This window comes from Pseudomonas sp. DE0157, assembly GCF_007678615.1.
Lineage (GTDB): Bacteria > Pseudomonadota > Gammaproteobacteria > Pseudomonadales > Pseudomonadaceae > Aquipseudomonas > Aquipseudomonas parafulva_B.
Genome location: NZ_VEJN01000012.1, coordinates 46,707 through 61,129, shown reverse-complemented (window position 1 = coordinate 61,129; position 14,423 = coordinate 46,707). Strand labels below are relative to the sequence as shown.

15 protein-coding genes, 1 pseudogene and 1 riboswitch are annotated in these 14,423 nt (G+C 64.3%); of the genes and pseudogenes, 8 read left to right on the top strand and 8 right to left on the bottom strand.

Translation table 11 applies throughout. The annotated features are described in order from the left end of the window. Window positions 1-21 precede the first annotated feature (21 nt). The 8 genes from FS777_RS15600 to FS777_RS15565 all read left to right on the top strand — a co-directional run bounded on the left by FS777_RS15600 (window position 22) and on the right by FS777_RS15565 (window position 9,306). Window positions 22-714, top strand: a complete 693-nt coding sequence (locus FS777_RS15600) for a response regulator transcription factor (protein ID WP_058638661.1) — start codon at window positions 22-24, stop codon at window positions 712-714. Continuing rightward, window positions 714-2,060, top strand: a complete 1,347-nt coding sequence (locus FS777_RS15595) for a sensor histidine kinase (protein WP_058638662.1) — start codon at window positions 714-716, stop codon at window positions 2,058-2,060. Before FS777_RS15600 ends, FS777_RS15595 begins: the two co-directional genes overlap by 1 nt. Window positions 2,061-2,140: 80 nt before the next feature. Beyond that, a complete protein-coding gene (locus FS777_RS15590; protein ID WP_145256272.1) occupies window positions 2,141-3,061 on the top strand; it encodes an alpha/beta hydrolase in 921 nt (306 codons plus the stop codon). A 58-nt stretch (window positions 3,062-3,119) separates the two neighbouring features. Then, window positions 3,120-3,261: riboswitch (FMN riboswitch) on the top strand. 80 nt (window positions 3,262-3,341) lie between these two features. After that, window positions 3,342-3,992 carry a 3,4-dihydroxy-2-butanone-4-phosphate synthase gene (gene ribB / locus FS777_RS15585; RefSeq protein ID WP_058638664.1) on the top strand — a complete coding sequence of 217 codons (651 nt, stop codon included), beginning with the start codon at window positions 3,342-3,344 and terminating at the stop codon, window positions 3,990-3,992. Between the two features lie 125 nt (window positions 3,993-4,117). After that, on the top strand, window positions 4,118-4,360 hold the full coding sequence (locus FS777_RS15580) for an exodeoxyribonuclease VII small subunit (RefSeq protein ID WP_023534977.1): 243 nt from the start codon (window positions 4,118-4,120) through the stop codon (window positions 4,358-4,360). Continuing rightward, on the top strand, window positions 4,357-5,244 hold the full coding sequence (gene ispA / locus FS777_RS15575) for a (2E,6E)-farnesyl diphosphate synthase (protein WP_058638665.1): 888 nt from the start codon (window positions 4,357-4,359) through the stop codon (window positions 5,242-5,244). The genes FS777_RS15580 and ispA overlap by 4 nt, the downstream gene beginning before the upstream one ends. A gap of 118 nt (window positions 5,245-5,362) precedes the next feature. Continuing rightward, window positions 5,363-7,258, top strand: coding sequence for a 1-deoxy-D-xylulose-5-phosphate synthase (dxs, locus tag FS777_RS15570; RefSeq protein ID WP_078479187.1), 1,896 nt, complete (start codon window positions 5,363-5,365; stop codon window positions 7,256-7,258). Window positions 7,259-7,434: 176 nt separating this feature from the next. Beyond that, window positions 7,435-9,306 (top strand): TonB-dependent receptor domain-containing protein, encoded by a 1,872-nt coding sequence (locus tag FS777_RS15565; protein WP_058638667.1) that lies wholly within the window; start codon window positions 7,435-7,437, stop codon window positions 9,304-9,306. Here FS777_RS15565 and FS777_RS15560 read toward each other — a convergent pair. From FS777_RS15560 to ribE, 8 genes and pseudogenes are all read right to left on the bottom strand, one after another. After that, window positions 9,278-10,096 (bottom strand): cobalamin-binding protein, encoded by an 819-nt coding sequence (locus FS777_RS15560; protein ID WP_058638668.1) that lies wholly within the window; start codon window positions 10,094-10,096, stop codon window positions 9,278-9,280. The genes FS777_RS15565 and FS777_RS15560 overlap by 29 nt on opposite strands. Next, a pseudogene (locus tag FS777_RS15555) lies at window positions 10,096-10,427 on the bottom strand (MFS transporter). The gene FS777_RS15560 and the pseudogene FS777_RS15555 overlap by 1 nt, the downstream one beginning before the upstream one ends. Beyond that, window positions 10,424-11,041, bottom strand: coding sequence for a GTP cyclohydrolase II (gene ribA / locus FS777_RS15550; RefSeq protein ID WP_023534989.1), 618 nt, complete (start codon window positions 11,039-11,041; stop codon window positions 10,424-10,426). Before ribA ends, FS777_RS15555 begins: the two are co-directional and overlap by 4 nt. Window positions 11,042-11,174: 133 nt before the next feature. Then, a complete protein-coding gene (locus FS777_RS15545) occupies window positions 11,175-11,915 on the bottom strand; it encodes an ABC transporter substrate-binding protein (RefSeq protein WP_058603974.1) in 741 nt (246 codons plus the stop codon). 13 nt (window positions 11,916-11,928) lie between these two features. Beyond that, complete coding sequence (locus FS777_RS15540; protein ID WP_023535011.1) at window positions 11,929-12,432, bottom strand: phosphatidylglycerophosphatase A; 504 nt, start codon at window positions 12,430-12,432, stop codon at window positions 11,929-11,931. Then, window positions 12,429-13,403, bottom strand: a complete 975-nt coding sequence (thiL, locus tag FS777_RS15535; RefSeq protein ID WP_145256344.1) for a thiamine-phosphate kinase — start codon at window positions 13,401-13,403, stop codon at window positions 12,429-12,431. The genes FS777_RS15540 and thiL overlap by 4 nt, the downstream gene beginning before the upstream one ends. 18 nt (window positions 13,404-13,421) lie before the next feature. Beyond that, on the bottom strand, window positions 13,422-13,922 hold the full coding sequence (gene nusB, locus FS777_RS15530) for a transcription antitermination factor NusB (RefSeq protein ID WP_058603973.1): 501 nt from the start codon (window positions 13,920-13,922) through the stop codon (window positions 13,422-13,424). Further along, window positions 13,919-14,395 (bottom strand): 6,7-dimethyl-8-ribityllumazine synthase, encoded by a 477-nt coding sequence (ribE, locus tag FS777_RS15525; RefSeq protein ID WP_023534949.1) that lies wholly within the window; start codon window positions 14,393-14,395, stop codon window positions 13,919-13,921. The genes nusB and ribE overlap by 4 nt, the downstream gene beginning before the upstream one ends. Between the last annotated feature and the right edge of the window lie 28 nt (window positions 14,396-14,423).

Sequence of the window (14,423 nt, the reverse complement as noted above, 5' to 3'; positions counted from 1 at the left end):
AATTCTCATTCAAGGCTCGCCGTGCCCACCTCCCTGCTGCTGGTCGAAGACGACCCACGCTTACGCCACGACCTTTACCGCCATTTCATCGACCGTGGCTTCGAGGTACACGCATGCGCGACGGGCGACGCGGCGCTGGCCGATGCCCACCGATGCGTATTCGACCTGGCGCTGCTGGATATCATGCTGCCAGGTCTCGACGGGCTGAGCCTGCTCGATGCACTGCGGCGCAAGCAGGCAGTACCGGTGATTCTCATGTCGGCATTGGGTGCCGAGCAGGACCGCATCACCGGATTTACCCGGGGTGCCGACGATTACCTGCCCAAGCCCTTCAGTCTGGCGGAACTGGATGCACGGGTCGATGCACTGTTGCGTCGGGTCGCCTTCCACAGCACGCCGCCCGTGGCGACGCGTACTGATGAGCCCGTATTTGATCACACTGCACAGGATGTCATGCATAACGGCCTGCCGGCTGGGTTGACTGGCTCGGAGTTCCGCTTGTTGATCACCCTGCACGCCCATGCCGGGGAGCCGCTGAGCAAGCCTTTCCTGTACCAGACCGTCCTGCACCGTGGCTACACGCGCCTGGATCGAGGCCTGGATGTGCATGTGTGCAACGTGCGCCGCAAGCTGGCGGACATCGGCATACAGCATCTGCTCATCCAGGCTGTGCGTGGCCAGGGCTATGTCCTGGTCGTGCAGAGCCCGGCCTGATGCGGCGACATCCGCTGCTGTGGAAGCTGGCCCTGCTGCAGGTCAGCTTCTGCCTGCTGCTCACCTGGTTGATCTGGACCTGGGGCCTGACGGTGGAGCGCAGCACCTATTTCCTGGCCCAGGCCGACCAGGACTACCTGGCGCGCTATGCCCGGCAGGCCGAGCTCGCCTGGGAGCAAGGGGGAGCCATGGGCGTCGAGACCTGGCGCAAGCAGGTGCAAATGACCGAGGACACCTGGGCAGCGGTCGTCGGCCCTTACCTGCAAAGCCTGGGCACCACACCGCTCACAGCCGAGGAGGCAGGTCACCTGACCTTCATGCGCAAGCTGAACTGGCCCATGAGCCGCCGCCTGCAAGGCGAACTGCCTTACGTCAGCATTGCCTTCCCGCGCCACCCCGAACACGGGCGCCTGGTCATGCAACTGCCCGAGCGGCTACTGCCCACCGGGCTGACACCCTGGACTCACCTGGTCACCCACGGCGTGGCGCCGGCGTTGCTGGCCCTGCTGATGGGGCTGGCACTGTACCGTCACCTTGTCGCCCCGTTGAACCGCCTGCGTGACCGCGCCGACGCGCTGCGGGCCAATGACCTGGACAGCCCAGGCCTGCCCCTGCAAGACCGGCGCGATGAGCTGGGCGAGCTGGCGCAGGCCTTCGATCACATGGCCAATCGCTTGCGCCAGAGCCTGGAACAGCAGCGGCTGCTATTGCGCACACTGTCCCACGAATTGCGCACGCCGCTGGCACGCCTGCGTATTGCCCATGACAGCAACTTGCCTGCCGCCCAGCTACGCGCGCGCATGGATTATGAAACCAGCCATATGCAGAAACTGCTGGAAGACACCCTCGACCTGGCCTGGATGGACACCGAACAGCCCGTCCTGGCCACCGAGCCGGTCCTGATGACATCGCTGTGGGAGGCGCTGTGCCAGGACATCTGCTTCGAAAGTGGCTGGAGCCTCGCGCGCCTGCCATGCACGCTCGGGCAGGACTGCGTGGTCCAGGTGCACCTGGACAGCGTGGCCCAGGCGCTGGAGAACCTGCTGCGAAACGCCATCCGACACTCTCCGCCCGATGGAACCGTCTGCCTGGAGGGCTGGCGCGAAGGCGCGCATTGGCACTTGTGCGTGCGCGATCAAGGCCCCGGCGTGCCCGAGGCAGCGCTTGAGCGTATCTTTCAACCCTACCAGCGGCTGAGCGCCAGCGGCGCAGGCTTTGGACTGGGCCTGGCCATCGCCCGGCGCGCCGTGCAATTGCAGGGTGGCCGACTCTGGGCCTGCAATGCTCACCCAGGCTTGCACCTGCACCTGACCCTGCCGGCCAGCGCCAACGGTTTAGAAAGTTAAGGCGCTTTACGCGTGTTGGAGGCTGACTATCATCTGGCTGCTTGAGTTGCAGTGCCTGCAATGCCGTGAAGAGATGCCTGATGAACAGAATGATCCGGGGCCTGGCGTTTGCGCTGGCCCTTGTGACCGGTGCCGCCACGGCCCAGCCTGAGCATGACCAGCCGATGAATACGACGCTGCTGGCACGCAAGGACCTGGCCTACCGATTCACCCAACTGGACCTTGACTCGGCAGACGGCGCGCGTCATTACCGACTATGGGTAGGGCTGCCCAAGCGCGCCGCCCCCGCAACCGGCTACCCGGTGTTATGGATGCTGGACGGCAACGCAGCCCTGGGCGCCCTGGACCGGCAACGCCTCGACGCCTTGGCCGCCGGCCAGGCCCCCGTACTGGTCGCCGTGGGTTACCAGACCCACCAGCGCATCGACAGAGCCAGCCGAACCTACGACTACACGCCGGCGATTGCCGGAAAGACCGAGCAGCGCGACCCTCTCACCGGGCAGCCCAGCGGCGGGGTGGATACGTTTCTCGACCTGCTGGAGACGCGCATGCGCCCGAGGCTGGCAGCGCTGGTGAGCATCGATCCCCGGCAGCAGACCCTGTGGGGACACTCCTATGGTGGCCTGGCCGTGCTTCATGCCCTCTTCACCCGTCCCAAGTCATTCGCCGTCTATGCGGCGGCCAGCCCCTCGTTGTGGTGGCACGACGGCGCGATCCTGCACGAAGCGGCAGGCCTGCCGTCGCAGTTGGGGGATGCCCAGCCACGCGTGCTGTTGATGCGCGGCGTACTGGAGCCGGCCAGCCCCCGCGAACCGGCCCAGCCCCACGCCGATCAGACGGCACGGAGCCTCGCCGCCAGCCTGGCCCAGGTCAACGGCGTGCAGGTGTCCTTCAAGCAGTTCGACGGCCTCGGGCATGGGCCGATGCTTCCGGCATCGCTGCACTGGCTGATCGATAGCCTGAGCAAAGCAGCACCGCAGGGCACCTCGTCCAGCCGCTGACAGCGGCCCCGATCATGACGGCGGGTTGCCAACCCAGGCACCGGGTGCGGTATGCTTGCCCGGTCTTCAGGGCGGGGTGAAAGTCCCCACCGGCGGTAAATCGAAAGATGAGCCCGCGAGCGCTCCGGCTGTGCCGGAGGTCAGCAGACCTGGTGAGACTCCAGGGCCGACGGTCATAGTCCGGATGAAAGAAGGCGTCAGGCAGGGGCCCCATGGGCACCCCTGCGCACGCATTTTGCTCGCCCCGAGACGTTCATCGATCACTTACGAGGAGCGTTTCATGTCTACTTTGCACCCTGTGCACTTTCCCAATGTCACTGCCGCCATCGCCGCGTTCAAGGCCGGCCGCCCCGTGCTGCTGCTTGACGATGACGACCGTGAAGATGAAGCGGACATCATCGCCGCTGCCGAGAACATTTCGTTGCAGACCATGGCCATGATGATCCGCGATTGCAGCGGCATCGTCTGCCTGTGCCTGGACGAGGCAACGGTCGATGAGCTGCAACTGGCACCCATGGTCCAGAACAACCAGGCCCGCCACGGCACCGGGTTCACGGTCACCATCGAAGCTGCCGAGGGCATCACCACTGGCGTAAGCGCCCAGGACCGGGTCACCACGATCGCCGCTGCACTGCGCTCTTCGGCCGAGCAACGGCATATTGTCAGCCCTGGGCATGTTTTTCCGCTGCGCGCGCGCAATGGCGGTGTGCTCACGCGTCGCGGCCACACCGAAGGGTCGGTTGACCTGGCGCGCCTGGCCGGGCTGCGGCCGGCAGCGGTCTTGTGCGAATTGATGAACCCTGATGGCACGATGGCTCGCGGCGAGGAAGTGGCCGTCTATGCGCGCCAGTACAACCTGCCCACGCTGACCATCGATGAGTTGGCGCAGTATCGCCTGGCGCTGCAGGCGCAAACGGCTCCGGCGATCTGATCGACCTGGCCATCCAAGGCCTGGACGGCGGCGCCAACCCGGCGCTGCCGTGCCAATGGCGGTTTGCTCACCCCGCCCTGCTCTGCTAGTGTCGCGGCGTTCAGACTACCGCCGAGACTGCCGCCATGGCCCGCAAAAAAGCTTCCCTTGATTTCGAGCAATCCCTTGCCGAGTTGCAGGCACTGGTCGAGCGCCTGGAGAACGGCGAGTTGTCCCTGGAGGACTCACTTGCCGCTTTCGAACAAGGCATTGCCCTGACGCGTGATTGCCAAGGCGCCCTGGCTCAGGCCGAACAGAAGGTGCAGGTGCTGCTGGAGCGCGATGGCGAACTGACCGCCCAACCCTTCGACGTGGAACCCGAGGCATGATCGGTGCCTATCAGTCCGCCTGCCAGGCCCGTGTCGATGGCGCACTCGAGCCGTTGTTCATCGCCCCCACTCCCGAACTCGAGCGCCTGTATGCCGCCATGCGCTACAGCGTGATGAACGGCGGCAAGCGCGTACGCCCGCTGCTCGTCTATGCGGCCTGCGAGGCCTTGGGCGCTCCGGCGGAGCACGCCAACGGCGCCGCTTGCGCAGTCGAGCTCATTCACGCTTACTCGCTGGTCCATGACGACTTGCCGGCCATGGACGACGACGACCTGCGTCGCGGCCAGCCGACCACACACAAGGCGTTCGACGAGGCCTGCGCCATTCTGGCCGGTGACGGCCTGCAAAGCCTGGCCTTCAACGCATTGCTCGACCCCCACCTGAGCCCTCAGACCGACGCACTTCGCCTGGCCATGGTGCAGGCCCTGGCCACGGCCGCCGGTCCCGCTGGCATGGTGGGCGGGCAAGCCATCGACCTGGGTTCGGTGGGCATGAAGCTGGACCAGCAGGCCTTGGCGTTCATGCACCGGCACAAGACCGGTGCCCTGATCGAAGCCAGTGTCCGCCTGGGTGGGCTGGCCAGTGCCCGTGCCGACCAGACGCAGCTCGATGCCTTGCAGGTGTATGCGCAGGCCATTGGCCTGGCCTTCCAGGTTCAGGACGACATCCTGGATGTGGAAAGCGATACGGCTACACTGGGTAAACGCCAGGGCGCCGACATCGCCCGCGACAAGCCGACTTACCCTGCCCTGCTGGGCATGGAGGCGGCCAAGGCCTACGCGATCGAACTGCGCGACCAGGCACTGGTCGCATTGGAAAGGTTCGACGAAAAGGCCGAACCACTGCGAGCCCTGGCGCGCTATATCGTCGAACGCCGCAACTGACCTGGTGAGTACCGCGCGATGGCTGCGAAGCCGCCCGCGCGTCACCCGTCTGAATGGGCAGCTTTTCCTACAATGGGGTAAACTGCCGCGTCTTAATACACCTATAACGACTCGCCTGATGCCCACGACGTTTCAAGAGATCCCCCGCGAACGCCCGGTCACGCCGCTGCTCGACCGCGCTGACACGCCAGATGGCTTGCGCCGCCTGGCCGAAGCCGACCTGGAGACCCTGGCCGACGAGTTGCGCCAGGAGCTTCTGTATACCGTGGGCCAGACCGGTGGGCACTTCGGTGCCGGCCTGGGCGTCATCGAGCTGACCATCGCCCTGCACTACGTCTTCGATACCCCCGATGACCGGCTGGTATGGGACGTGGGTCACCAGGCCTACCCGCACAAGATTCTGACCGGGCGCCGCAACCGCATGCTCAGCCTGCGCCAGAAAGACGGCGTAGCCGCCTTCCCGCGCCGCAGCGAAAGCGTGTACGACACCTTCGGCGTCGGTCACTCCAGCACATCGATCAGCGCGGCACTGGGCATGGCCATTGCGGCGCGCCTGCAAAACAGCGCTCGCAAGTCCATTGCGGTCATCGGCGACGGCGCACTCACGGCGGGCATGGCCTTCGAGGCGTTGAACCACGCCCAGGAAGTCAACGCCGATATGCTGGTGATCCTCAACGACAACGACATGTCGATTTCGCGCAATGTGGGAGGCTTGTCCAACTACCTGGCCAAGATCCTCTCCAGCCGCACCTACACCAGCATGCGCGAAGGCAGCAAGAAAGTGCTGTCGCGCCTGCCAGGTGCGTGGGAAATAGCGCGGCGTACCGAAGAGTATGCCAAGGGCATGCTGGTCCCCGGCACCCTGTTCGAAGAGCTGGGCTGGAACTACATCGGCCCCATCGATGGTCACGACCTGCCCACGATGATCGCCACCCTGCGCAACATGCGCGACCTCAAGGGTCCGCAGTTCCTGCACGTGGTGACCAAAAAGGGCAAGGGGTTCGCCCCGGCCGAGATCGACCCGATCGGCTACCACGCCATCACCAAGCTCGAGCCCGTGGGCAAGCCGGTTGCGCCGAAACTGGCCAGCGGACCGAAGTATTCCGCCGTGTTCGGCCAGTGGCTCTGCGACATGGCCGCTGCCGACGATCGCCTTGTCGGCATCACGCCGGCCATGAAGGAAGGCTCCGACCTGGTGGCGTTCAGCGAGCGCTACCCTGAACGCTACTTCGACGTGGCGATTGCCGAACAGCATGCCGTCACCCTCGCGGCGGGCATGGCTTGCGAAGGTAGCAAGCCGGTGGTGGCTATCTACTCGACCTTCCTGCAGAGGGCCTACGACCAGTTGATTCATGACGTGGCCGTGCAGAACCTGGACGTGCTGTTCGCCATCGACCGCGCCGGCCTGGTGGGTGAAGACGGCCCGACCCATGCCGGCAGCTATGACCTGTCCTACCTGCGCTGCATCCCTGGCATGCTGGTGATGACGCCCAGCGACGAAAGCGAGCTGCGCAGAATGCTCAGCACCGGCCACCTGTACAACGGCCCGGCTGCCGTGCGCTATCCGCGCGGTACTGGCCCTGGCGCGGCTGTCGACGAGGGGTTGGAACCGCTGGAGATTGGCAAGGGCGTGGTGCGTCGCCGGGGTGAAAAGGTCGCACTGTTGGTCTTTGGCGTACAGTTGGCCGAAGCCCTGCAAGTGGCCGAACAGATCAATGCCACGGTCGTCGACATGCGCTTCGTCAAGCCTCTGGATGAATCCCTAGTGCTGGAAATGGCAGGTAGCCACGAACTGCTGGTGACCATCGAGGAGAACGCCATCATGGGCGGTGCCGGTGCTGCCGTAGGCGAGTGCCTGGCCAGGGAGGCGGTGGTCAAGCCGTTGCTGCACCTGGGCTTGCCGGACCTCTATGTCGAACACGCCAAGCCTGCGCAGATGCTGGCAGAGTGCGGGCTGGATGCAGCGGGCATCGAAGCGAGCGTCAAAGCCCGCATGGTCAAGCTGGGGCTTTGATGTGCAGGGCTGCGCTGCAGCCCTGTTGCTCAGCCAAACGAGCCGGCATTCATTTACCCAACGAGGTCGGTGATTGCCGGCTTTTTCTTCGTTCATGGCGACTCTGAGGGCAAGGGCCTTTCTCCGCTGGGCCCCGTCGTGTTGGAGTGCGCAGACTTCGCAGACGTGTACCGCCCGTGAAAAACCCGACCCTCGCCACCCTGCTTTGCCTTCCTCTGCCCCTGCTGGCGTCCGAACGCGACGAAGCCCTTAAACTGCCTGATGTGCTCATCAGCGCCAGCCGCCAGGTAGAGTCGCGCACCGCCACCAGTGCTGCGAACACCGTGTTCACCCGGACCGATATCGACCGCCTGCAGCCGAGCAGCGTCATGGACCTGCTCAGCCGCGTGCCGGGCGTGCAGGTGGCACCGACCGGCGGACGCGGCAGCTTGCCAGGCCTTTTCATTCGCGGCACGAAGACTGCGCAAACGCTGGTGTTGGTCGATGGTGTACGCATCGCCAACGCGACCTCAGGCGACAGCGGCCTGCAGTTTCTCAACGTCGACCAGATCGAGCGTGTCGAAGTGCTTCGCGGCTCCCGGTCGGCGGTGTATGGCAGCGATGCCATTGGCGGGGTCATCCAGGTGTTCACCCGGCGCAGCGTCGGAGATGGCCTGCACCCGCGTGTGCGTCTGGCCGCCGGTAGCCGAAAAACCTTCCAGCGCAGCCTGGGTGTGTCGGGCGCCGACGGCTCAACGCGCTTCAACCTGGGCGCAAGCCTGGACGAAACGGCAGGCATCGATTCAACAGGACCGTCGTTCGGCAGCGACGCCGACCATGACGCTTACCGTAACAAATCGCTCAACTTCAGCCTGAGCCAGACGCTCGGCGAGCGCGTGGAAGTCGGCATGAACCTGCTGCACAGTCAGGGCCGCAGTCAATACGACAACCCATTCGGCGGCTTCGACCCTGTCACCTACGAAAGCGTCGGCCAGCAGCCTTACACCGACTTCAGTATCGCCAGCCTGGGCAGTTACCTCGACGCCCAGCCCAACGACAACTGGCACACGCGGCTGGAGGTAGCGCACAGCGAAAACCGTGACGACAAGCGCGACATGTTGAGCAGTGAACGCTTTGTGTTCAACACCTACCGCGACCAGATGACGTGGCAGAACGACTTGGCGCTGGACGACCGGCACAGCCTGCTCGCCGGTGCCGACTGGTATCAGGACCGGGTGCACGCCAGTACCGACTTCGAAAAGGACAGCCGTTGGAACCGGGCGGTGTTTCTTCAGCACCGCTACCAAGGCACGCTGTTTTCCACTGAAGTGGGCGTACGCCAGGACCGCAACGAGCAATTCGGCACCCATACCACCTGGAGTGGCAGCGTGACCGTTGCGCTGGATGATCGCAATGATGTAGTGCTGTCCTATAGCGAAGGTTTCCGGGCACCTACGTTCAACGACCTGTACTACCCGCAGTTCAGCAACCCTGACCTGGACCCCGAGCATTCTAGAACCCATGAAGTGCAGTGGCGCAGCCAGCTGTCTTCCGACACCCGCCTGGAGGCTTCCTTGTACCGCACCGACCTGCGCGATGCGATCGTGTTCGGCCAGGATGCTATTCCCCGCAACGTGGCCTCGGCGCGCGTCGACGGTGTAGAGCTGGCCCTGGCCCAGCAGTGGGGCGACTGGAGCAGCCAGCTGGGCCTGGCGATGATCGACCCCCGAGACCGCGACAGTGGCCATACATTGGCCCGACGGGCACGCCGCACCCTGAGCCTGGATCTGGACCGCCGTGTGGGTCCCTTCGGCGTCGGTGCCAGTGTGCAAGCCGTCAGCAGCAGCTACGACGATGAAGGCAACCGCAGCCGTTTGGGTGGGTACGGGCTACTGGGGCTGCGCGGCAGTTGGGCAGCCACCAAGGCGCTGACGGTGGAGGCGAAGCTGGACAACCTGTTCGACCGTGGCTACAGCCGCGCCCTGTACAGCTACGAGGGCAACCCCCACGCCTATCGGGAAGAAGGGCGCACGTTGTTGTTCAGCGTGACCTGGACACCGGCGCTCTAGCAGCTAGCAGTTCGCACAGGCGAGCCGTCGCTTCGATCATCTGCCCACTGGGGCGCTCGATGCCGTTGTCCGGTACCACCAGCAAGCCGTCCTGCGCCACCGCGCGCAGCATCGGCCAGGCCTTCCAGCTGGCCAACTGTTGCACATCTGCGGCCAGGATGATGTCGGGGTCGCGGGCGATGACCGACTCCACGCTCACCTGTGGCGCTGCCGGGTTCAAATCCGAAAAGACATTCCGCGCACCACAGACGGCGAGCGCATCGCTGATCACTTGTTGCCCACCCAGGGTGTACAAAGGGTGATCCCAGACTTGGTAGAAGACCTGCAGAGGCCTGTCACGGTGGTATTGCTGGCGCAGTGCCTTCAATCGTGCCCGCAAGGCGTGAGCGTAGCGGCGCCCTTGATCAGCGCGGCCCACGTGCTCGGCAATTTCTTCGATCTGGCCAATCAACTGTTCGATGCCGCGGGGCTCTGCGCTGAAAGTAGGGATGCCTAGACGCTTGAGCTGGTCGCGCTGCGCAGGGGGTACGCTGCCCGGCCACAGCAAGAGCAGATCAGGGCGCAGACTGAGCAAGCGCTCCATATCCAGCTGGCCATAGCGCCCCACCGAGGGGAGCGCTCGCAGCGCAGGGGGCCGTTCCCCCCCATCGAGCACCCCCACCAGCAGATCGCCTGCCTGAAGTTCGAGCATGATGTCCGTCATCGACGGCGCCAGGCTGACGACGCGCACTGGCCCAGCGCTCGCCAGGCTACAGGCCAGAAGCGCCAGCCCCGCAATGAGCCGGCGCATCAGCCGAGCTGAGGCGGCAGGCGGTACAGGTACAGCAACACCACGGTGGACAAGGCCAGCAGCACCTGCGGGACGGTCTCCAGCCCTACCAGCACCGACACCGCGGCTACCCAGGCGGGGAAGCAGGCATAGGTCATGGCCAGGCCCCGAAGCGCGGCAAGGTGAGAAACAATGTGGCTGCGCCAGCGATGAACAGCGGCATGGCCAACATGGGAATCATCGCCTCGCCACCGCCAAAGGCCCAGGCCATGACCGGCAGCGGCACGAGGCCCACCGCCAGGTATTGCCACCAGGCCAGGGCAAGACGCCGCTTGACCTCGGCACGGGTCACGCCTGGGGCACCTCGCCCTGGTGTTCGTTGCCCAGCATATGGCCCAGCTTGCCGGCCTTGGTCGCCAGGTAATGGCTGTTGTGCGGGTTGTGCCCGGTATGCAGCGGCACACGCTCGGCCACCACGATATCCATGTCGGTCAGGGCCTTGACCTTGCGCGGGTTGTTGGTCATCAAGCGCAACGCCTTGACTCCCAGGTGCTCTAGCATTGGCAGGCAGATGGCGTAGTCGCGTTGGTCGGCGGCAAACCCGAGGCGCTCATTGGCTTCGACCGTGTCCGCCCCGCCGTCCTGCAGTTCATAGGCGCGGATCTTGTTCAGCAGGCCAATGCCACGGCCTTCCTGGCGCAGGTAAAGCAGCACGCCACGGCCTTCTCGGGCGATCGCCTGGAGGGCAGCTTCGAGTTGCGACCCGCAATCACAGCGTTGACTGAACAAGGCGTCGCCGGTCAGGCACTCGGAATGCAGGCGCCCCAATACCGGCTGCCCATCGGCGATATCACCCAGGCTGAGCACCACGTGCTCGCGGCCGGTGGCTTCATCCAGAAAGCCGTGCATGGTGAAAGTCGCGAAAGGCGTCGGGAGTTTAGAGGCTGCAACAAAGACGACGGGCACGTTGTGCTCCTGGGATAAGTGGGAATTTCAATGGACCGATTGTATCAGCAGCTTACGAGCAGTGCTCCGGCAGTATACCGCCGGTTATTATCGAAAACCTCGATGCGTGGCAGGTGCGGTTATACGCAACGCGCTACGGCTTGGCGCTGGTATCGAAAGGATAAGGCTGTTTCCAACGCTCGAATATCGGCCTGAGTTCGCCGCTGCGCACCAGTTCGGCCATGCGTTTGTCGAACACATCACGCAGTGCCTCACCCCGTTCACTGCGGGCGAACGCCAGGTACATGGGCAGCTCGACCACGTGGGTACGCCGGAATCGATCAGGTTGCGAGCTTTGCCCAATGACGTAGTCCACTTCGGTCATGGCGTCGACATAGAAGTCCACCCGGTCATGCTCAAGCATGGGCAGAATGCCTTCGCGCCGCTGGATTTCACGGTACTCCCGCACGCGGGGCAAGTATTTGCCATAGGCATAGCCACGCACCCAGGCCAGGCGATAGTCGCCTATGGTTGCCAGTGTGGGGGCCGGCTTGCTGGCAAGCCCGAGGGCGTAGACATGGTCGACGTCGAAATGCCAGCGAGGGTAGAGGTTGTCTTCACTTTCGTTCTTGTAGGAGCCGACCCAGGCATCAGCCTCGCCACGTTTGACCAGGCCAATGGCACGGCTGTAGGGCGCACTCTGCGGCACGACCTCGATCCCTGCGGGCTGGAACACCTTACGCATCACGTCCCAGGCCACACCGGTGCCATCTGCGTTGGTGTAGTCGGCCCACTCCTCGCTGACCAGGTGAACCTGGTCAGGTTGGCTATCGCCGGCAGTCGCCCACGGGGCCGCGACCATCAGTAATGCCAGCAGCATACCCTTCAGCACCATGGCAGCCCCCGTTCTATGCGACAGCCCATACCAGAACCTGCATGCCCAACCAGGCGAAGACGCCGGCCAGCACGTCATCGAGCATGATGCCGACGCCGCCATGGACGTGACGATCAATCCAACGGATGGGCCAAGGCTTGAGGATGTCGAAGAAGCGGAACATCAGAAAGCCCGCCAACAGCCACTGCCAGCCATCGGGCACCAGCCACAGCGTAATCCACATGCCGACCATTTCGTCCCAGACGATGCCTTCATGATCATGCACGCGCAAGTCATTGGCCACCTTGCCGCACAGCCAAAAGCCGAACAGCATGGTGATACCCAGTACCAGCCAGTAGCCCCAATCGGGCAGCATCTGCCAGAGCGGAATGAAGGGTATCGCCACCAGCGAGCCCCAGGTGCCAGGCGCCTTGGGCAAGGTGCCGGAGCCGAACCCGAACGCGATGAAGTGCCAAGGGTTGCGCCAGACCGATGGCGGAACGAACTCCGCAGGCACCTGATTGGGGTGGTCGGTCACGGTATCTCCCTAAAGTGTTGGTAGCCCCGCTGCCGAGGCGTGATGTCCTGACCGTGCGCGTCGCGCAGGGACACGCCCTGCCCTTGCAGTACGCGGCCAATGGGGTAGACCTGGATGAAGCCAAAGTGCGCAAGGTGCGTCAAGGCGTCCGGGGGTGCCGTGAACGCTAGGATGTAGTCGTCACCACCGGCGAGCGCTGCCTGCACGGCCGCCTCGCGCCCCAGGAACGCCTCCACTTCGGGGGACACCGGCACTTGTGCCAGGTTCACCTCGAGCGCCACGCCAGAGGCCTTGGCGATATGACCGCAATCGGCTAGCAAGCCATCGGAAATATCGAGTGCCGCCGTAGCGTACCCTCTGAGCAAGGCACCGAGGGTGAGCTGCGGCATGGGCGCCCAATAGTGGGCCAGCAGCGGCGCTGCCACGGCCGGCGGTGCCTGGCGCTGCCCGAGCACCAGGGGCAAGGCGCCAGCGGCCTTACCCAGCGAGCCACCGACATACAGCAGGTCGCCTGGCTGGGCGCCAGTGCGTCGTAATGCCTGCCCGGTGGGCACACGGCCGAACACCGTCACGGTGATGCTCAACGGACCCCGGGTCGTGTCACCGCCAATCAGGCTCATGCGGCAACGGTGTGCCATGCGGCTGAGCCCTGCCGAAAACTCCTCCAACCAATCGTGGCTGACGTCAGGCAGGGTAAGGGCCAGCGTGAAGCCGATCGCAGTGGCGCCCATGGCGGCCAGATCACTGACAGCGACGGCCAGGCAGCGCTGCCCCAGCAGCTTCGGGTCGCAGACGGCAGGGAAATGCACGCCGGCTACCAGGGTGTCGGTCGAGACGGCCAACTGCTCACCGGGAGGGAGATCCAACAGGGCACAGTCGTCACCGATGCCCAGCGCCACCCCTTCGCCCTCGCCGTGCACTGCACAGTGCGCGGAGGCGAAGTAACGGTTGATCAGCTCGAACTCACCCATGGCCAGGCTGCGCCGCAATTAGCGCTTGTTCGCCTTGACTTCGACTTCGCGCAGCGTCGGTGCCAGTTTGTCGAGCACGCCGTTGACGAACTTGTGACCGTCGGTGGCGCCGAAGACCTTGGCCAGCTCGACGCCTTCGTTGATCACAACGCGATAAGGCACGTCGATGCGCTTGATGAATTCCCAAGTGGACAGACGCAACACGGCCAGTTCGACCGGGTCGAGCTCGTCGAGGCTCAGGTCCAGGCAGGGCTTGAGCGCACTGTCGATTTCGTCCTTGATGGCCGGAACGCCATGCAGGATTTCACGGAAGTAGGCGCCGTCGACATCCGCAAAATCGTTATCGACCCGAAACTGCGCTTCGATCTCGTTCAACGAATGCTGCGCCATGTGCCATTGATACAGCGCTTGGGTCGCGAGCTTGCGGGCTTCACGGCGCTTGGCGCTCTTCGATGGCTTGCCGGCATCCGCAGGTTTGGGATCGCGCGGGTTGAAACGATCGCTTTCGTCGCTAATCACTTGGCCTCCAACTGCGCCAGCAGGCTTACCATTTCCAGGGCAGACAGGGCGGCTTCTGCACCTTTGTTGCCGGCTTTGGTGCCGGAACGCTCGATGGCCTGCTCGATGGAGTCGACGGTCAGTACGCCGAACGCCACAGGGACACCGAACTCCATGGACACCTGGGCCAGGCCCTTGGTGCACTCGCCCGCCACGTATTCAAAGTGCGGGGTGCCGCCACGGATCACAGCGCCCAGTGCGATGATCGCGTCGTAAGCACCCTGCTGGGCGACCTTCTGGGCAACCAGCGGAATCTCGAACGCGCCAGGCGCACGGATGATGGTGATGTCGTTTTCGCTGACGCCATGGCGTACCAGGGCATCAACGGCACCACTTACCAGGCTTTCGACAACGAAGCTGTTGAAGCGGCCAACCACCAAAGCATAGCGACCTTTGGGGGCAATGAAGGTACCTTCGATGGTCTTCAGGGTCATTGCGATATTCTCATCTTCAAACGCAAGG

What these genes read in the sequence shown, in the direction of transcription:
- FS777_RS15595 (WP_058638662.1), top strand. Translation starts at nt 714, where the DNA reads ATGCGGCGACATCCGCTGCTGTGGAAGCTGGCCCTGCTGCAGGTCAGC.
- FS777_RS15590 (WP_145256272.1), top strand. Translation starts at nt 2,141, where the DNA reads ATGAACAGAATGATCCGGGGCCTGGCGTTTGCGCTGGCCCTTGTGACC.
- ribB (WP_058638664.1), top strand. Translation starts at nt 3,342, where the DNA reads ATGTCTACTTTGCACCCTGTGCACTTTCCCAATGTCACTGCCGCCATC.
- FS777_RS15580 (WP_023534977.1), top strand. Translation starts at nt 4,118, where the DNA reads ATGGCCCGCAAAAAAGCTTCCCTTGATTTCGAGCAATCCCTTGCCGAG.
- ispA (WP_058638665.1), top strand. Translation starts at nt 4,357, where the DNA reads ATGATCGGTGCCTATCAGTCCGCCTGCCAGGCCCGTGTCGATGGCGCA.
- dxs (WP_078479187.1), top strand. Translation starts at nt 5,363, where the DNA reads ATGCCCACGACGTTTCAAGAGATCCCCCGCGAACGCCCGGTCACGCCG.
- FS777_RS15560 (WP_058638668.1), bottom strand. Translation starts at nt 10,096, where the DNA reads ATGCGCCGGCTCATTGCGGGGCTGGCGCTTCTGGCCTGTAGCCTGGCG.
- FS777_RS15545 (WP_058603974.1), bottom strand. Translation starts at nt 11,915, where the DNA reads ATGGTGCTGAAGGGTATGCTGCTGGCATTACTGATGGTCGCGGCCCCG.
- thiL (WP_145256344.1), bottom strand. Translation starts at nt 13,403, where the DNA reads ATGGGTGAGTTCGAGCTGATCAACCGTTACTTCGCCTCCGCGCACTGT.
- ribE (WP_023534949.1), bottom strand. Translation starts at nt 14,395, where the DNA reads ATGACCCTGAAGACCATCGAAGGTACCTTCATTGCCCCCAAAGGTCGC.